This is a genomic window from Bartonella sp. AP88XZML (assembly GCF_042195565.1).
Lineage (GTDB): Bacteria > Pseudomonadota > Alphaproteobacteria > Rhizobiales > Rhizobiaceae > Bartonella.
Window position 1 is genome coordinate 1 of the sequence record NZ_JBHIOQ010000014.1, and the last position, 16,716, is coordinate 16,716.

Consider the following 16,716-nt stretch of genomic DNA (forward strand, 5'->3'; position numbering starts at 1 on the left):
TCTCGTTAAACAAATTACTCAACATGGCAAAATTGTATGGTATGTACGTATTGGTCATGGACCACGTATTAGAATCCGCGGAACCTATGGAACGCAAGAGTTTGTTGACAACTACAAAAGCGCACTTGCCGAATTACAAGGGCTTATACTTCCTAAATCAAAAACCGGTAAACTTGTTGAAGGGTCATTTGCATGGCTGCTTAAACAATACTTTAACAGCGTTCATTGGCATAGCCTTGCTAAAGCTACGAAAAGACAAAGAGAACTTATCCTTATGAAGGTATGTGATGCTATAGGAAACATTCCATATAGAGAAATAAAGAAATCACATATTACAGCGGGTGTTGAACGCCGCAAAGAAAAACCAACAGCTGCCCAAAATTTTCTAAAAGCACTTAATGGACTTTTTAATTGGGCGATCGATCAAGAACTTCTGGAGAATAACCCAGCTTTAGGAATAAAAAGACCTCCTCTCAACAACAAAGATGGATTTGCTGTTTGGACAGAAGAAGATGTTGAAAAATATTATCACCATTGGTCACATGGTTCACATGAACGCGTTTGGATTGATGTTCTTCTTTACACGGGTTTGCGTCGTGGTGATGCGGTCCGCATTGGTTGGAAAGATGTCAAAGATAATATCATTCATCTCAAGACAGAGAAAAGTAAATTCCAAACAGATGTTTTTCTACCCATTTTGCCTGAATTAGCAGAAACTCTAAAAATTGGTCCTATTGGAAATGAAACATTCATTTGCGGAAAAAACGGAAATAAACTCGTAAAAGAAAGTTTTGGAAACTTATTCCGTGAAGCGTGTAATGCGGCGGGAATCAAAAAATCAGCACATGGCTTAAGAAAATTAGCAGCAACACGCGCCGCTAATTCAGGTGCAACAGTATCACAACTCAAGGCAATTTTTGGATGGACCGACGACAACATGGCATCTCTTTACACAAAGAGCGCAGACCGCAAAAGGCTAGCTATAGAAGCGATAAAAAAGCTCCAAAAAAATGAGGGATAGTGCTATAAAAAACGTTAATGGAATCAATAATGATAAATTTCCCCCATATCGCAATAACTCATTTATTTTATTTAAAATTATTGAATCTCTTTTGGGCACCATTTTGTATCTTTAACATATTAAATATATAGATTTTTTATTTAAAGAGCTATTTTAAGATCAACTTTTAGACCACCTTCTACGGTTTATACAACTTTAGCTAATTTATTCCTTATTTTTCTTTGGAGTGAAGGATAAGATCTCTTTCTTTCTCCATCTCACTGCTCTCCCTAGCTTATATAGCTCTGGCCCCTCCTTGAAGCACCTAATTACGAATCGTGGTTGTGGATACACTAAAAAACTTTGCACACTCACGTGTTATTACATATCCATCTCCATCATCAAATATCATCTTATTACCTTTCTCTTTTTTATATTAATTAAATGGGCGGGGGTGCTGGGAGGCATGTGGAGCACTCCAGTTTTTAAAAATCTGCAAGTTTATTTTTTAGAGGTGCTTAATTTCATATTTCCAATCAGGTAATTGAGTGAGAGCTAATGCGAGTTATCCTCTGTGACACATGCATACATTGGCTTCAAAACAGGTGATTGCAACGCGCTTTTTGTTTAAAAAAATTTGATATAATTTGTTTATTGCACAAGAATTATTCTTGAGAGTTGTATTTCGATAATTTTTAAAAAGGCGGTCATAATCTTTTTGTGTTTTCAAATTTCTTCGTTTTTCAGAAGCAATTCCAAGTTCAGGCATATGCATATATTCAATATCAATGTTGTTTACAGCTTGCTCTAATTGTCTTTTTGAAAATCCGTGTTTTCTACTTATTGGATTTTTACGAACATCACATAAAGTTTTGATATTGTTTTCTATGAGACAACTAAGATAATTCTCAAGGGACTTACCTTCATAGCCAATGGTAAAAAAACAAAATTCCTCATCTTTAGCAGGCTGTATGATAATATGTTCGATGTTACACACGTTTAATTTCCTTATGTGAAAGGGTGGGGGTGCTCGTAGATATGCGGGGAACAAAACACCCCCATAAGGTTAAGCAGCTTTTGTTGAGAGTTGTTGTATCTCTCGTTCTATCTCTGCTAAAAAGGTTTCAACAGCTTGATTGATCTGTTCAATTTGTTGATCATCACGGAGAACACGCTTGACTTTCATGCGTAAGTGAAAGAATTCCCCCGTAAAACGTGGGTCATAGCTTACGAAATCACACCATTTTCGTCCTGTACAAGCCATTTGGAATTGCATTTGTGCGTGATATTCTGGTTTGATTTCGTCACCTATACAAAAGCGCATATGTGTTACTGATCTCGGGCATTTGACTTCGATTAAACCGTCTTCTCCAATGAGACCATCGGGGCCAGCCCCCGCCATTTCTATTGTGGGGTGTTGGATAAAGCCGCACTTTGTTATATTGGCATCATAAATGAAGCCATATTCTCTCAAGGCATCTTCTTCATGTTCAATACCCCATCTCATATCTTCAGTTTCATAATAAGGGCTTGTTTCGCCTGTTAAGCGCTCTGTTATGAGTTTGATTTTGTAGTCTTCATATTTGCTCGTAGGCAATCCTTTTGTAGTTTTATTGAGTATGTTGTAAATGTTTGATGCGGTGACTTTACCCAAGCGCGCTTGGAACCATTCTGCTGTTCTTTGTTCCATCTCACACCGCTGTTTGTTGCTCTTGTGATGGGAGCGATTGTAGAGCTTTTTCTTTTTGAATATTTTTTCTTCTTTCCAAATGCCCCAAAACCAATTCTGCTTTTTTACAAGACATATCTGTTAGTTTTTCTGCTTCTGCAAAATAAAGAAGACTACTTTCATTTGTCCCTGTTTCTTTAATTAATTCTTCGATTTGCTTTATCTGTTTAGAGGAAACTTTTTGATTATTTGTATCGCCTTCTTTGATTTGCGGTTGACCATCTGTATCGTCTTCTTTACTTGCTACATTAAGAAGCATGCCTAACAGGTATCTCCGTGCGTAGGTAAGTGTAGAACTAACTGATTGTATGTTATTTTTAGAGCCTGTACTGTCAATTGGAAATGTTCCTTCTGTTGAGATTTGATTTCCTGAAGGATGAGACAGAATTATTTCTATGGTAACGTTTTTTTCTGTTTAATGTTTAATATAGTTGTATTTTGCAAACCCGTCCTTTACAGCATCAATGTACTGATCAAGCATAGCGTATTTGCTGTTTGTATGGGTGATTGTAGAGTTTTTTCAATATTTTGATATTTTGTTTGCATAGCCGAAAGATCACGGACAAAGTTTTGGCGCTCTTGTCGTTCTATTTCTTTTTCTCTTAAATCAAGAAGACGCTTTAAGCGGTCAATACTGACGTCACTTTCTAAGGCTTTATTTAAAATACATTCCATAGCAGTTTGTTCGACGGCTAAATGATGTGTTTCTTCAATTTCTATTAGGTTAGTGTTTTGTTCACTCATTTTGATTTCCTCCATTACGCGCAATTCACGTGTGGCGTGAATCACGCATGTTTTAAAAGGCTGGTTTGGCTGTTAGAAAGGGCTTATACGCTCTGTCTTTTCCTAGGGATATGTTCTCGGCTTTTCTATTATAACTAATATATGTGTTGCTTGAAATACATGTGTTACCACATACAACAGCATCACCACCAATATGAGCTTTTTCACAAATATTGCATTGCCGTGAATTTCGGCTATTCCGTAAACTTGCGTATTATCGAAAATATGTGCATTGGATTCAACACAAGCGTTTCCAAAGTCTCTCAGTGCACGCATGCAACGAACTGGGCGACGATAGAGAATGTCTATTTCATCAGTAAATTCGTATTTTTTTCCATGGTTTATTGCCTCTCGCCCTTTGTGATGATTTCATCATTGATGATCTCTGCGTTCCCTGAATAAATGCATAACCATAGATTTTGGCATTTCCTCCAACTTTTGCTCTGATGGAAATCAATGGACTGTCATAAATTTTAGCTTTTCTACTAATAAATGCAACACTAGAAACCTGTGCATTTTCGTAGATTTGTGCATTGGCAAAAACACGAATATGTCCAAAAATCTGCGCATTGCCAAAAATATTAGTTTCTCTGGTAACAGATTCACTACCAAAAACACATGCATTTTCATAAATACCAGAAATGTTATCAATATAAGCATCACCAAAAACCTTGGCATAACCATAAACTTTTGCATCATCACCTACCCAGCAATTACCATCATGACTGAGGTTGTCTTCTTTTTGTATAAAGCCGCCTAGGTCTCCTGCTTTAACAGCATCAAAATCTCTTAAGGCTTTAATTCAGTGAAGAGTTTTTCCAGCAAACTCTATTGTTTCATCAGTCATTTCGTATTTCTTTTCCATGATTGTTGCTCTTAATGCATGCTTTGTCTTTATAAGCTCTTGAAACAGCAAACCAATGCCTTCTGCTGCTGGTACAACTTTTTCTATTCCATTTGCGGTTTGAAGTGTGATGGTCGGACAATCCATAAGTTGCTTTTGGATTTTGTCTTGATACGGTAGCAAATTTCCACCTGCTGCTCGTCTGTAAAACCACCCTTTTTGCTGTAAGAAGAAAATGAATTGTTTTGGTTGTATCTCGAGTATTTTAGCGGCTTCTGTAAGACCGAAGAGTCCGTTGTGACGTTGCAAACTTTCAAGAGCAGTTGCTTTGGGTTTAAGGATACTCACTTCACTTTTAAAATCTCTAATTGTGTGACACTTTCTAAAAGCAGTTTTTTTCACAAAGAGAGGGTCTTCTAAAGCGTTTGCAAGGTCTAAAGGTTTCTTTGCACGCCGTTCACATTCAATAAAATATTGACGGGCTTGTTTACCTTTTTTATTACGCTCTACCATGGCAAGCTCTTTTGCCATGTCTAATGTGAGGTGATAGTCTATGGCTGTAACAGCTCTAGATTTGCGCTCCCCAATTTTGTGGACCGCAAATCTTGTGTTTTTATAAAATCACTTTCCTCTTCAAATTCATATTGATGAATACGATCCTTAATTCAAGTAGAGAAATCTTTCCCTATTTCCAAAAATTCATGTAACTCACGTGCGTTGACCGTTTGAACGGTTTCGTGTTTGATTGTATTGTGCTGGATAGCAATAGGCTTTTCCATTACGAACCTCATGTTGATGGGATTGATGAATGAAAGGGGGGCGCTTTTAAATGCGCCCTTCAGAATTTAAAGCACATCACAAGGATGCAAACGGTGTTGTTGTTCGTAAGAATCATACATTGCATCGTCATATTCATGCTGTTTTATATCGTCTAAAAAAAACGTATGCTGTGATGTGTAAAATAACGTCATGAGGTATGTTTCCGTTAAAACACTGTTCTTCACGTTCTCTAAGATAAAATTCTGCGATATCTTCAGATATATCTTCGCAGCTCTTTTAAGAAGGATTGATGCGAAAGATTTGGATTTCATTATTTGCCTCGTCAATAATTTTTAGAACTTGGCTTTCATCAAGTGGTCCTGACCGACCAATGTTTTGATCATCATTATAGACAACTAATAAAATTTTATCAGAATTTATAAGAATTTGCTTATCCATAATTTCCCCTCCCTAACACCTCTTGGCGATTGTTTGTGCGTGGTTTATGGATACCAATGTAGCGATTTTAAAAATTTTTTTAAAAGTAATAAACTAAAGGCTTTCTTGAAGAGAAGTATAAAAATATTAATTCATATTCTGGCTGGTTTAATCCAGTCGATAGGTGCACACCATTCTAATTCTAATTCTACATCTACGATATCAGCATATTTTCCATTTATACTGGATAAAACCCATTTCCCTTTTTCTTTCCCGAGACGTAATACTTTGATGTAAACTTTTCCACATTTAGTTTTTATGATAGCGCGGTTGTTAATAAGATCCTCTGGTGGCAAATGATAGGAATAAAAAAGAAGGCTTCCTTCTTCAATGGCTGGAAACATAGAATCACCTACCACGCGAACAGCAACAGTTCCTTTAGGAGCAGATGGCGGGGCTTCTACTTCTTCTAGACAACCAGAATCTATTGCGATTATTTCTCCTCCGACTCCTACAGATCCAATCAAAGGAACTAAGTGATTAGGAGGAATAGAAGCACCGGTAAGCTTTGATATTTCTAATAATTCTCGAGCAGAAATATCTCTTGTTTCTTTTAGCATTTTATTGACGGCAGCACGATCTATCGAGCGACCTAAAGAAGCGGTTAGCTGTCTTGAAAGCTCTGATTGGCTTAATCCAGCTTCAGATAAGGCATTTTGCAACCATTGTGAGATACTTATTGTCATATCTTTATTGTAGGTACGTTGTATACAATCGTCATTTTCTAATTTAGCAACATGTGGTTTCATTATTAATTTTCTTTCTTAACATTGTTTTTATAATCGCTACATAATGTACTATGAAACAATCTTCGGAAATAATAAATCTGTTAGGTGGGGTTCGTAGGGTAGTATCTCAGCTGCTTGGGGTTCATAGAACACGCGTGTATGCCTGGTTCCGTCCTATATCAAAAGGTGGAACTGGTGGAAGAATTCCAACAAAACATATCCAAATTCTTTTGAATGAAGCTAAAAGAATTGGAGCACCGATTAAGGCAGAAGACTTTTTCTCGTTTTTTTATAGGACGCAATCATGTGATTCTAAATTATCTTACAATCTGCTTTTATTGCTGCTTCTACAGATAGTAATGAACATCAACAGCATCATTCACATTCTTAAACAGGCATTAAATAAAGAGACAAAATTAATAGATTACGCGTCACCATGCGCACGCATAAATACGTAGTGCCTTAAGGGGGGATTATGATCACTAACGCACCAACTATTTTATGTCTTGATCTAGGGACCAAGACAGGCTGGGCGATCGTGGTGCTGATGGTCACATAACAAGCGATACAGAAGATTTTCAATCACGCCGTTTTGAAGGCGGTGGTATGCGTTATTTACGCTTTAAACGGTGGCTTACTGAACTAAAAAGGTCCGTTGATGAAATTGACGCAGTGTATTTTGAAGAGGTACGCCGGCATGTAGGTACAGACGCTTCTCATATTTACGGGGGCTTTCTAGCAACCTTAACAGCGTGGTGTGAACATCATCAGATACCATATGAAGGCATTCCTGTTGGCACAATTAAGAAGGCAACAACAGGAAAAGGTAACGCCTCAAAAGAAAAAATGATTAAGGCGGTGTGTGCAAAAGGACATACGCCTAAAGACGACAACGAAGCAGATGCTTTAGCAATTTTATATTTAATGAAAGAAGGGGGGTATACATGTCCAATAAATTACCGTGGACGGAGGCTATTTGCAGATAAATGGATTCTTGATCTTGCTTGTTTATCTCCCTTTGAGTGCAAAGTTTACATAAAGTTACGCTTGCAAATGCTTTATACTGGAAAACCACTTTTAATAATATGAAGGTCCGGGCTGATTACACTGGCTGTTCAGTAAAAATGTTTATGAAAGCGTTAGAAGTTTTAATAAGCACAGGTCATATCAAACGTTTAGATGATGGGTGTTTATGGAGTTTAAAAGTTGAAGAAGAACTCAATAACTCTAATGACAGTTTAGAGAAGGTATCGAAGACGTCACGGTCAAAGACGTTATCAGAGAGAGCAAAGAAAGCAGCGTAGGCAAGATGGGATAAACATACAAATGATGCTTGTGGTATGCTTAACGATGCTAAAGCAATGCTTAATGATGCCCATATATAACATAAACAATAACAGTTATAATAAAAAACTAATACTATCGTATTAGCAAAAAAGAAATTTGTTCTGAAAATTTAGAAACAAACGAACAGGTTCATGAGTCAATAGAGATTTATGCTTGCGGAAGCCAACCAGAGCAAATCACAACGGATGTAGAAAACCAACCTCCCAATCACAAGCAAAAGAACGTTCCCCAAAAAGCGAAGCGGACTAAATCAAAAGATGATTTTCTCTTACCTGAGGATTTTGAACCTAATTTGCAATACGCAATCGATAAAGGCTTAACCCATGATGAGGCGCTGTTAGAGTTCGAACGGTTCACAAATTACTGGATAGCAAATCCAAATAAAAATGCAAACAAACGGGATTGGTAAAGGACTTGGTACAATTGGGTCACAAGTCCTATCGGAATGCTAGAAAAGAAAAAAGCAAGATTAGAACAGGAAAAACGGTTAGGTGGTCATTATGGAAAATTCACTCATAAAACTTTTACAGAACAGTTTGCAGAGGGCTTCAACGAACTCAGAGATCATCTCTCATCTGGAGAAGATTATGGAAATGATCAGTCCGGGGCATCCATTGACGCTGAAAGCTGGGAATACATTGACGAAACAGGAGGAGGCGCAAACCTTAGATGCTTGAATCATCTACAAGCGTTGCTTTCTGTGAAAGCTTCAGTTAATCAAATTGAGCAAACTTCTTTCCTACTCTCAAGCATGAGAGTTCCTGCGAATACAGACGCCAAAGCCGTCGTTTTATCCTATGGCATGATGCTGGACCGCATTTCGTCATATGCTATGAAAAAGGGCGTCGAAAATATCGTAACGGGTCAAGCAATTGGGATATCAAAAACATTTATGCCAACTTGTGGAGAGCTTTTAACTTATTACCAGACAGTAGAAAACACCCTTCTTTCAAAAGCCGAAAGTGTACGCAAGGCTGTTTTGAACACCCGTGAAAAAAGGCTGAAAGAAAAGGCAATGAGAGAGAATTCAAAACCACTCACGTTGGTTGAAAAGCAAAAGCTTGAAGGAATTTAAATGGTCTTGGGGAACAGTGAAATACATTGCAGGTTAGTAAACTAGTGAAAAGCGCTGATCATTTTGGGATTAGATATGTGTTTAAACCGACAAAAAGGCACCGTACAAAGAGATTTGAAGTTTTTTTACTACAATTAAAAACACAAAACGCTCTGTACGGTCTGATTTGAGGTAAATAGACCAATTGGTAAAATTATGGACTAAAAACATGAGAATATTAAAAGACCTGTTCTTAAAAAAGCGTAAACAACCAATGCAAAAAGAGTTTGTTGCAACAGCTGTTGGTTATGTTCCTTGGGGGGACGGAGCAGAGGTTTTTTAGGAATTAAAAAAAATCCCTACTTTATTCAAAGTATTTTGACATTTGCATCTGTTTCTTTGGTAATAGTCACAGCGGTTTTTGCAATTTTATGCAATTCTCATATTCCTTTTGAGTTGCAGAACACTCCAAAATATAAAGATGATGATACAACAGGTTGGGTGAAACTAACACGTGATTTACAACAGTATATGCACAGACTTTTAAAGCTAATAAGTTTAGCGCTTATCGTTTTAATTTTCCCAAATAGTTATAAGGAAATTGTTTCTTTGCCTATTATTTCTAAGTACGTGGAGTATAAGCTTTCTTTTCCATTGGATACTGTACTTTGGTACTCAGATATTGCTCTTTGGTATTCTTTTTTAGTTTGTGTATTGTTTCTTATGTTACGTACACGCAATTTAATAAACATATCTATTTACACACTACAGTGCTCAGTTAAAAAGCCATAGTAAAATTCCGATTTTATAAAACTGTTCAGATTACGTTGTCTCTTCTCAACGTTCATAGATGCAATCAACAAGAGCATAAAAAACTATCGTGGGTTGCTTGATTTTAAAGAACATGACCTCTAGGTGTGAAGAAAGATGGACTAAGTATTTTTAAAGATGCCCTACTTGCTCTAGAGGTGAAATATGTGGGATTGGGCTGTTATGCCGAGCTTGCCACAAATCATACTTTTGTTGCAATTTAAGCCAGAATTCCGCATCATTTAAACCCGCTTTTTCTAACCGTAAAGCTAAATTAATGCTAATCGCTGCATGACAGTTTAAGACGCGGGATAAAGTTAAACGTGCAACACCAAGACGATTTGCAGCTTCTGTTACTGTTAACCCTAATTCATTAAGCAATTCTTCTTTCAAAATGCCGCCAGGGTGTGGAGGATTGTACATCATAATAACACCTCAAAACTCAATGGTAATCTTGATAATCAACCAGTTCAACGTCTGTCCCAATGAAACGAAAGGTAACACGCCAATTTGCATTGACACGCATTGACCAGTAACCTTTTAAATCGCCCGTAAGCGCATGTAGACGATACGATTTAAGAGTAACTTGTTCAGGCGCGGATATTGTATCTAAAATTACTAAAATGTTTGCTAATTTTTTAGCATGCGCGGGTTGTATGCCTTTGCAGACTCCTCGTTCAAAGAATAATTTCAATCCTTTATGCTTAAAACTAACGATTGCCATATATACCCTCTTGATACTTGATACTATACACCATGCATTTATGTCAATTGATTATTTATCAAAGGGCGCCTTAAAACATAATTTTATATATTAAAAAACAATATTATCATTTTGAAATAATTGAAAAAATAATAAAATTATGCTAAGATTTTTTACATATTAAAATACAAATTTAAGGTAACTAAAACATGCTAAACAAAGTGACATTAATCGGACGCCTTGGTGCTAATCCCGAAAGCAAAACCATGACTTCTGGAGCAGAAATAGTCAATTTTAGTATAGCGACTTCTGAGAGCTATACAGATAAAAAAACCAATCAAAAAGTAGAGAAAACTGAATGGCATTCAGTTGTGATTTTTAATCCACATTTAGCAAAAATTGCACTTCAATATCTCAACAAAGGTTCAAAAGTTTACGTAGAAGGAAAATTACAAACACGCAAATGGCAAGATAAAAATGGGCATGACCGTTACACAACAGAGATTATCTTACCACAATTCAAAGGCGAGTTGTATTTGCTTGATGCCAAAAAAGAGCAATCGGCATTCCCTTCACCCATTACTTCTCAAAATTATGCTATTGCTTCAGGTGCTGCTGATCATGGCGCATCTCTTAATGATGCTATCCCATTCTGATTGATAACATATGACAAAAAGAAAAAAACGTACAAAACGTGGACGTCCTCGTATTAATGGATGTATCAGAGAACCCAATGGTCGTATCTCGCGAGCAAAAATACCGCGTGAACCGATTGATAAATTGGCAATTGAAATGCGTGCCAAACGCTTTGGCTTGACCATAGAAGAGGCTAAAAATCCACTTTCCAGTACCTATATCGGGCGGCTTTATTTGCAAGGCGAAATCAATTAAGACCAATATGATGCTGCGCAAAAATATCTTGAAGTGAAAAACAATTACCTATATGCAAAAGGATTGCCTAATGCAATTTATGATGAAATGCCTACAACTTCTGATAACGGAGCAAGAGAGAAATGGGTACAGAAGGCAACACAACGTCTTTTAGCTGTAAAAGATGTTGTTCAAGAAGCTCAATGTTTACACCGTCAATATAACCTTCATGCCGCATTACAGTATCTTGTCATAGAAGATCAATCACTACCACACCTTGTGCTTTCATTGCGCATTGCTCTTAATGCGCTTTATAAGCACTTTAGCCGTTAAAAAAGAATTGACATCAGATGAAAAATCATTAAAATGTGTATATATTTACACATCATGAGTTTAGGGAATGGAACAAGATAGCCGAAAAATCATTACAAAATTAAAGCGTGATGGCTTTGAACTTATCAAAGTGAAAGGTTCTCATCATAAATTAAAAAAAGATGATAAGGTTGTTATCGTTCCACATCCTAAAAAAAATCTTCCGATTGGTACAGCACGTTCTATCGCACAACAAGCAGGCTGGTTAAAAGAAGGAGAAGAAGAATGAAAAGATTTTTTGCTCTTGTTCATAAAGATGAAGACTCTGCTTTTGGTGTTCAGTTTCCTGATTTTGAGGGACTTTTTTCTGCTGCTGATGAGGAAGAAAATTTAATAGCAAATGCAACAGAAGCACTCCAACTTTATTGTGAAGATGTAGATAGAGTGCCTATTCCTTCAAAATTTGAAGAAGTCATACAACGGGAATCTGTCAAAACAGCTTTGTCAGAAGGAGCTTTTTTAATACAAGTTCCTTTTATTGAAAATGATTCAGAAGTCATACGCACAAATATATCAATTGAACGAGGGCTTTTACGTGCAATTGATAATTGTGCACAAAAGAGAGGTTTAACAAGATCTGCTTTTTTGGCAACAGCAGCCCGTCACGAGCTTAATATTTAGCTCATCAATCTGGAAAAATTTCTCACTCTCGATTTTTTTGCAAAAGCGTGTGATTGCATATGATCCGCAAACTATTAATGAAAATCAAAAGGCGGCAGGCAAACAAAACGCTATAGTTAAGAGGGATATAACTATCATTGATACTATATACATGGCATCTAATATTTCTGAACCTGTCATTGCCTTTCCCTCCTATAATAATTTCACAATAATTTATAAAATCTAAAATGTTTTAGAAAATTCTATATATTCTATTTTAAAATAAAAAAATACAAGATCATGATTTTTTTGTTGACATAGTGTAAAAAATCGTATTTAATGACGCCACTGTACTAGTTGTATTGTGTCTAAAATTCAAAGATATCCCCAAAAATTCAGCAAAATGTGAACTTGAAGCGTGGCTAGAAAGCCCTGTTTTCTTGTTAATTCTGGCTAATTAATTTTTCACAGAATAAAAATCAATATTTGACTAATGATGTCATTAATTATGACTCAAAAGGAGCAATGATGAAAGCTGTCATCACTAAGCCAATGTGTGTTGTTGGAGACAATAAAAGCACTGTTCGCTTTGAACCATCAACACCCAATAATCCATTTGTTGAAGTTTCCAATCAAGTCTACGCACGTCTCAAGCGTGCAAATGCTGCTAAACCTTTTGTTGATGTTCAAATAAAAATAAAACCCGACAAGACAATTGAACACATTAAGCAGATAGAACAAGAAGCCGTACAAACATCAACTGAATCAGCAGCCGAGGAAATTCCACTCGAACAACCCAAAACACCTAAAGCTTCCAAGCCATCAACATCTACCCCAAAAAAGGCTTAGAAGTTGAAATTAATTATCCACCAAAAATGGTATCTTCAACAGGCAAAAGATACCTTCACAAGCCTTCAAGCCCCTCGCCTTAATTGGGCTCTGCGTAATGCTCTAAACACTGCAGCAAAACAAGTTGAACGCTTTACTGAAAAGCAAGTTGCAGACATCTCATCAGCCCAAATAAAGCGTATAAGAAGAGGTGTTTATATTAAAGAAAAGGCGACAGCAAGGTTTCTTGAGACAGATATCATTGGTTCTGGAACACCAATACCTCTTAAATTTTTTCAAGCAAGAGAAACAAAACGCGGCGTAACTTACACACTGTTTGGAAAGAAAGAAATCTTACCCCATGCTTTTATCAAAGGTGGGTGCTTTCCAAAGTGTGTTGAATTAAAAAAGCTGAATGGTAATGTTTTTCAAAGAGCCGATGGAGATCAATTCCCTATTGCAAAACAAGAAGGACCCTCAATTGCTGGAATGATGTCCAAACCAGAGATTGCAAGTGCTATTGCACAATATGCCAATGAAAGATTAACTGAAAACATACAGAGACAACTTAAACGTCAAGAATATGCTGCCAACAAGAAAGGCTAGATCATGTTCTCAAGCTTTATCTATATATTCCATATCCTTATGAGTTTAAGCATTACATATTCTTATTGCAATTTAAAAAAAGATCATCATTTATGCTTTGTTTTTTCATAAAAAAAGTCAATAAAATCAATTCAAAAGGTACTCCCAGCGGGTTGGCTTCGTTGCGGGGCAGGACAGCGCAAACTATCGCTAGCGACAGAATTTTCAAATTGACTGTACATTGTACACTTAACTTATTGATAAATAACAATTTCAATATGTACACTGTACAGTATGTGAAACGTTTTCTTAGCAAAAAGTAATTTTTATTACTTGACAATTCTACAGTAATAGGTATCTTCGAATCAGGTGCCTAGAAAACACCTGAAAACAACTAGCGGATTGGTTGCCGAAATAACTGATCTTCCGCAAACTAAAAGCTTTGACTCATTGTATGCTACACGCATATAATAATATTGTCGGGTGTGGTTATGCTATACAATACCCTTTATGGGAAAGGCGTAACGACGGGCTAGTTGCCGTGTTTTCTAGCGCCCGGCATCCTCTTCGGATGTCAATAGAAAACCTTAACAACTAGGAGTTCATTATGAACACTCTTATTAAAATTACAGAACAAACAATTGATCAAGAAACTGTTCAAGCAGTAAATGCACGTGAGTTGCATATGTTTTTGAAGGTCACATCTCGTTTTAACGATTGGATCATTAATCGTATTAAAGAATATGGTTTCCTAGAAAATAAGGACTTTGTGAGTTTTACTAAAAATTTAGTAAAACCTAAAAGCGGTCGTCCAAGTACAGAATACCACATCACATTAGACATGGCGAAAGAGCTCTCAATGGTGGAACGTAACGAGAAAGGACGTCAAGCACGCCGTTATTTTATTGAGTGCGAGAAGAAACTAAAAAGCCAATTTGTTGATAATGAATTATTTTCTTATGAGTGTTTAAAAAAAACTGCTGGTGTTGAAGAAATCTTAGGATTGGTGATGAGACGTTTGTTAGATGCAAATAACCTCGAAAAAGAGCTTGATCATTACAAATCAGTTACAAAAGAAGCTAAACGAGTTTTAGCGACTCCGATTGCAAAAGTAGCTTAGACTTAAAACATCTTCCTTCCCCGTTCTCAAAATGGGGAGGTGGTTTAAAGATCAAGTTTTGAATGGGAGCCCAGACGCACTAAAATCAATCGATCTTGACCAATCAAGCGATAAATCAATACTAAGTCAGGTCGAATATGGCAATCTCGATAATTGCTCCAATTCCCAGTTAATGCATGGTCATAATATCGAGGTTCTAAAGGCTGGTCATTTGCTAATGCTGCAATGATTTGGCGCAAATCAGTATCTAAAAGATGCCGATACCGTCCTTTCATTTCACGCTTGAAATCACGTTTGAAGATAGTGGTACGTTCAATCGTCCGCATAGAGATCATCAAATAATTCGTCTACGGAATGAAACTTTTTTAAGTTACCTTCCTCTAGTTCTGCAAAAGCCGCTATAGTTTCCGCATTAGGTTGAAACAAGAAGGACGGAATAGCTTTATCTTGTGCAATACGCGTCATCAACACTCTCACAACATCACTTACTGATAAACCTGACGCTTGAATAACTTGACTAGCGATATTTTGAATTTCTTCTGGTACACGCGCTTGAACCATGCGACTGGCAGCCATAATGATTTCTCCTCTTGTAACTGTATTTCAATGTAATACAATTGAAGTTTAATTTCAACTGTAAAGCACATTTTTTAGAGTGGCGAGATCGTTTGGCTTAACAACCGCTTGCTTTTTTAAGACTTTTACCCACGTTTACGGCGTTCTTTTGTTACATATTTAAAGAAGGAGGGTGGTAAAACATCTTTAGCTGGCTTTAGACGTGCAAGTTCTTCATCTGTCAATGGTGGAGAATCCACGGCTTCCAAATCTTCTTTTGTGTAGCCGCATCTTATTTTAAAGTTTTTTTGAAAACCAATAATTCTCGTGTGACTTGGAGCGTATCCGTTTGCATATCGGAATATACACTCGATTATACCGGATCGTCAATTATCTGTTACGTCTTAAAACTTCATGAGTGGAAAGATCATTAAACCCTACATTCAAATTTATTGATTTTGGCAAATTCGTCTGCTTTTTCAGTTTGTAATATACTAACGTCATAAGCAGCTTGCATGTTGAGCCAAAATTCAGCAGTAGTATCAAAAAAATAGGCTAATCTGAGAGCAGTATCGGGAGTCACCGGACTATTTTCAGCAACAATACGTTCTATTCTCGTGCGTGGAACATTTAATGCTTTTGCAAGGGCATAAGCAGAGAGAGCATATTCTTTTAAATATTCCTCTCGTAAAATTTCTCCGGGATGAATAGCAATATAATTTTTCATCTCGACCTCCTACAGATCAATGATAATCTACGATTTCAACTTCATAAGCGCCATTAGAGCGCCATTCAAAACAAATACGAAACTGGTCATTAATACGAATAGAATATTGACCTTTACGCTCTCCTTTCAATGCTTCTAAACGATTTCCTGGAGGACTGCGTAAATCTTTAAGATCAACCGCTTTATCGAGCATAAACAATTTTCTTTGGGCTATACGTACTAGAGTTGTTGGAAAACCTTTAGGCGGATTACCTTCTAAAAGATCTTTACACCGCTTATCAGCAAAAGATTCAATCACCAAATCACCTTCATTCACTCTTTTATGTATCATATCATGATACCAATCTAAAGAAAAGGATGAATGTTGAAAAATATTTAGTAAAAGAGATGGCAATGACAAAGAAGCATCGTAAGGGTTTATCGGTTCGTGCGTTTGCGAAGAAGATGGGTGTTTCACATAATGCGGTGGTTTCTCGGATAAAGACAGGTAAATTTGATGCGGCTCTTTTTGAAGATGGTTCTGTCAATGAAGCCCTTGCAACAGCCATCTGGAATGAGAATCCAACAAAGCGCCCACCCCCATTTTTAGCGCCTGATGGTCAAGCGCGGACAAAGATCAAACAAGCCTCCACAGAGGGCGCTAATGAATACAAGATAAAACTGGAGCGAATGCAAGTTGCGCTAGCAAAAGAAAAAATTGCTCTGGAAAAGTTACGCGAAACCACTGTTGATCGTGAAGAAGTGAGAAAAGAAGCATGGAACTTTGGAAGAGCGCATCGAGATACAATGCTCAATTTTGCCTAT

At 36.9% G+C, this 16,716-nt stretch carries 22 protein-coding genes and 5 pseudogenes; 13 read left to right on the top strand and 14 right to left on the bottom strand.

Annotated features, from left to right (window positions below; translation table 11 throughout):
- The coding region (locus tag ACFIK2_RS01175; protein WP_375676804.1) for a tyrosine-type recombinase/integrase at positions 1–1,021 on the top strand (1,021 nt) is incomplete at its 5' end.
- A gap of 204 nt (positions 1,022–1,225) precedes the next feature.
- Here the strand turns inward: ACFIK2_RS01175 and ACFIK2_RS01180 are convergent.
- The 8 genes and pseudogenes from ACFIK2_RS01180 to ACFIK2_RS01215 all read right to left on the bottom strand — a co-directional run bounded on the left by ACFIK2_RS01180 (position 1,226) and on the right by ACFIK2_RS01215 (position 6,362).
- Positions 1,226–1,412, bottom strand: a pseudogene (locus ACFIK2_RS01180) (helix-turn-helix transcriptional regulator).
- A 153-nt stretch (positions 1,413–1,565) separates the two neighbouring features.
- Positions 1,566–1,997, bottom strand: coding sequence for a DUF488 family protein (locus tag ACFIK2_RS01185; RefSeq protein ID WP_375633247.1), 432 nt, complete (start codon positions 1,995–1,997; stop codon positions 1,566–1,568).
- A gap of 69 nt (positions 1,998–2,066) precedes the next feature.
- Positions 2,067–2,690 carry a lambda exonuclease family protein gene (locus tag ACFIK2_RS01190; RefSeq protein WP_375676805.1) on the bottom strand — a complete coding sequence of 208 codons (624 nt, stop codon included), beginning with the start codon at positions 2,688–2,690 and terminating at the stop codon, positions 2,067–2,069.
- Between the two features lies 1 nt (position 2,691).
- A pseudogene (locus ACFIK2_RS01195) lies at positions 2,692–3,473 on the bottom strand (ERF family protein).
- 915 nt (positions 3,474–4,388) lie between these two features.
- Positions 4,389–5,135: pseudogene (locus ACFIK2_RS01200) on the bottom strand (antA/AntB antirepressor family protein).
- A gap of 66 nt (positions 5,136–5,201) precedes the next feature.
- Positions 5,202–5,327 carry a hypothetical protein gene (locus tag ACFIK2_RS01205; protein WP_375618719.1) on the bottom strand — a complete coding sequence of 42 codons (126 nt, stop codon included), beginning with the start codon at positions 5,325–5,327 and terminating at the stop codon, positions 5,202–5,204.
- 85 nt (positions 5,328–5,412) lie between these two features.
- On the bottom strand, positions 5,413–5,574 hold the full coding sequence (locus ACFIK2_RS01210) for a hypothetical protein (protein WP_375633260.1): 162 nt from the start codon (positions 5,572–5,574) through the stop codon (positions 5,413–5,415).
- A 131-nt stretch (positions 5,575–5,705) separates the two neighbouring features.
- Positions 5,706–6,362, bottom strand: a complete 657-nt coding sequence (locus ACFIK2_RS01215) for a helix-turn-helix transcriptional regulator (protein WP_375676806.1) — start codon at positions 6,360–6,362, stop codon at positions 5,706–5,708.
- Between the two features lie 454 nt (positions 6,363–6,816).
- Here ACFIK2_RS01215 and ACFIK2_RS01220 point away from each other — a divergent pair.
- The 4 genes and pseudogenes from ACFIK2_RS01220 to ACFIK2_RS01235 all read left to right on the top strand — a co-directional run.
- A pseudogene (locus tag ACFIK2_RS01220) lies at positions 6,817–7,277 on the top strand (crossover junction endodeoxyribonuclease RuvC); the annotation flags it as partial.
- A 194-nt stretch (positions 7,278–7,471) separates the two neighbouring features.
- On the top strand, positions 7,472–7,645 hold the full coding sequence (locus tag ACFIK2_RS01225; protein WP_375635027.1) for a hypothetical protein: 174 nt from the start codon (positions 7,472–7,474) through the stop codon (positions 7,643–7,645).
- A gap of 488 nt (positions 7,646–8,133) precedes the next feature.
- Positions 8,134–8,763, top strand: coding sequence for a hypothetical protein (locus ACFIK2_RS01230; RefSeq protein ID WP_375635026.1), 630 nt, complete (start codon positions 8,134–8,136; stop codon positions 8,761–8,763).
- A gap of 294 nt (positions 8,764–9,057) precedes the next feature.
- Entirely contained in the window at positions 9,058–9,534 is a 477-nt protein-coding gene (locus ACFIK2_RS01235) for a hypothetical protein (RefSeq protein ID WP_375637107.1), read from the top strand.
- Positions 9,535–9,684: 150 nt separating this feature from the next.
- Here ACFIK2_RS01235 and ACFIK2_RS01240 read toward each other — a convergent pair whose 3' ends face one another.
- Positions 9,685–9,978, bottom strand: a complete 294-nt coding sequence (locus ACFIK2_RS01240) for a HigA family addiction module antitoxin (RefSeq protein WP_375633253.1) — start codon at positions 9,976–9,978, stop codon at positions 9,685–9,687.
- Between the two features lie 16 nt (positions 9,979–9,994).
- Positions 9,995–10,276, bottom strand: a complete 282-nt coding sequence (locus ACFIK2_RS01245; protein ID WP_004856694.1) for a type II toxin-antitoxin system RelE/ParE family toxin — start codon at positions 10,274–10,276, stop codon at positions 9,995–9,997.
- Between the two features lie 188 nt (positions 10,277–10,464).
- Here ACFIK2_RS01245 and ssb point away from each other — a divergent pair, with 188 nt between their 5' ends.
- The 7 genes and pseudogenes from ssb (at position 10,465) to ACFIK2_RS01280 (ending at position 14,630) form a co-directional block, all read left to right on the top strand.
- The gene (gene ssb / locus ACFIK2_RS01250) at positions 10,465–10,911 is read left to right on the top strand and encodes a single-stranded DNA-binding protein (protein WP_375676807.1); all 447 of its coding nucleotides are present in this window, start codon (positions 10,465–10,467) and stop codon (positions 10,909–10,911) included.
- A gap of 10 nt (positions 10,912–10,921) precedes the next feature.
- Positions 10,922–11,458, top strand: a pseudogene (locus ACFIK2_RS01255) (hypothetical protein).
- A gap of 67 nt (positions 11,459–11,525) precedes the next feature.
- Entirely contained in the window at positions 11,526–11,726 is a 201-nt protein-coding gene (locus ACFIK2_RS01260; protein WP_375633256.1) for a type II toxin-antitoxin system HicA family toxin, read from the top strand.
- Positions 11,723–12,118, top strand: a complete 396-nt coding sequence (locus ACFIK2_RS01265) for a type II toxin-antitoxin system HicB family antitoxin (protein ID WP_375633257.1) — start codon at positions 11,723–11,725, stop codon at positions 12,116–12,118. Before ACFIK2_RS01260 ends, ACFIK2_RS01265 begins: the two co-directional genes overlap by 4 nt.
- 507 nt (positions 12,119–12,625) lie before the next feature.
- Complete coding sequence (locus tag ACFIK2_RS01270) at positions 12,626–12,946, top strand: hypothetical protein (protein ID WP_375676810.1); 321 nt, start codon at positions 12,626–12,628, stop codon at positions 12,944–12,946.
- A gap of 3 nt (positions 12,947–12,949) precedes the next feature.
- Entirely contained in the window at positions 12,950–13,531 is a 582-nt protein-coding gene (locus ACFIK2_RS01275; RefSeq protein WP_375676808.1) for a hypothetical protein, read from the top strand.
- Between the two features lie 586 nt (positions 13,532–14,117).
- Positions 14,118–14,630 (top strand): antA/AntB antirepressor family protein, encoded by a 513-nt coding sequence (locus ACFIK2_RS01280; RefSeq protein WP_375634171.1) that lies wholly within the window; start codon positions 14,118–14,120, stop codon positions 14,628–14,630.
- A 44-nt stretch (positions 14,631–14,674) separates the two neighbouring features.
- Here the strand turns inward: ACFIK2_RS01280 and ACFIK2_RS01285 are convergent, their stop codons facing one another.
- The 4 genes from ACFIK2_RS01285 to ACFIK2_RS01300 all read right to left on the bottom strand — a co-directional run bounded on the left by ACFIK2_RS01285 (position 14,675) and on the right by ACFIK2_RS01300 (position 16,243).
- On the bottom strand, positions 14,675–14,956 hold the full coding sequence (locus tag ACFIK2_RS01285) for a type II toxin-antitoxin system YafQ family toxin (protein WP_375634173.1): 282 nt from the start codon (positions 14,954–14,956) through the stop codon (positions 14,675–14,677).
- Positions 14,943–15,206 (bottom strand): type II toxin-antitoxin system RelB/DinJ family antitoxin, encoded by a 264-nt coding sequence (locus ACFIK2_RS01290; protein WP_375612164.1) that lies wholly within the window; start codon positions 15,204–15,206, stop codon positions 14,943–14,945. The genes ACFIK2_RS01285 and ACFIK2_RS01290 overlap by 14 nt, the downstream gene beginning before the upstream one ends.
- Positions 15,207–15,615: 409 nt before the next feature.
- The gene (locus ACFIK2_RS01295; protein ID WP_004861504.1) at positions 15,616–15,912 is read right to left on the bottom strand and encodes a HigA family addiction module antitoxin; all 297 of its coding nucleotides are present in this window, start codon (positions 15,910–15,912) and stop codon (positions 15,616–15,618) included.
- Positions 15,913–15,928: 16 nt separating this feature from the next.
- Positions 15,929–16,243 (bottom strand): type II toxin-antitoxin system RelE/ParE family toxin, encoded by a 315-nt coding sequence (locus ACFIK2_RS01300; RefSeq protein WP_375634175.1) that lies wholly within the window; start codon positions 16,241–16,243, stop codon positions 15,929–15,931.
- A gap of 62 nt (positions 16,244–16,305) precedes the next feature.
- On the opposite strand from ACFIK2_RS01300, the gene ACFIK2_RS01305 reads away from it, so the two are divergent.
- Positions 16,306–16,716 (top strand): hypothetical protein (locus ACFIK2_RS01305; RefSeq protein ID WP_375676809.1); only part of this gene is annotated, 411 nt, incomplete at its 3' end.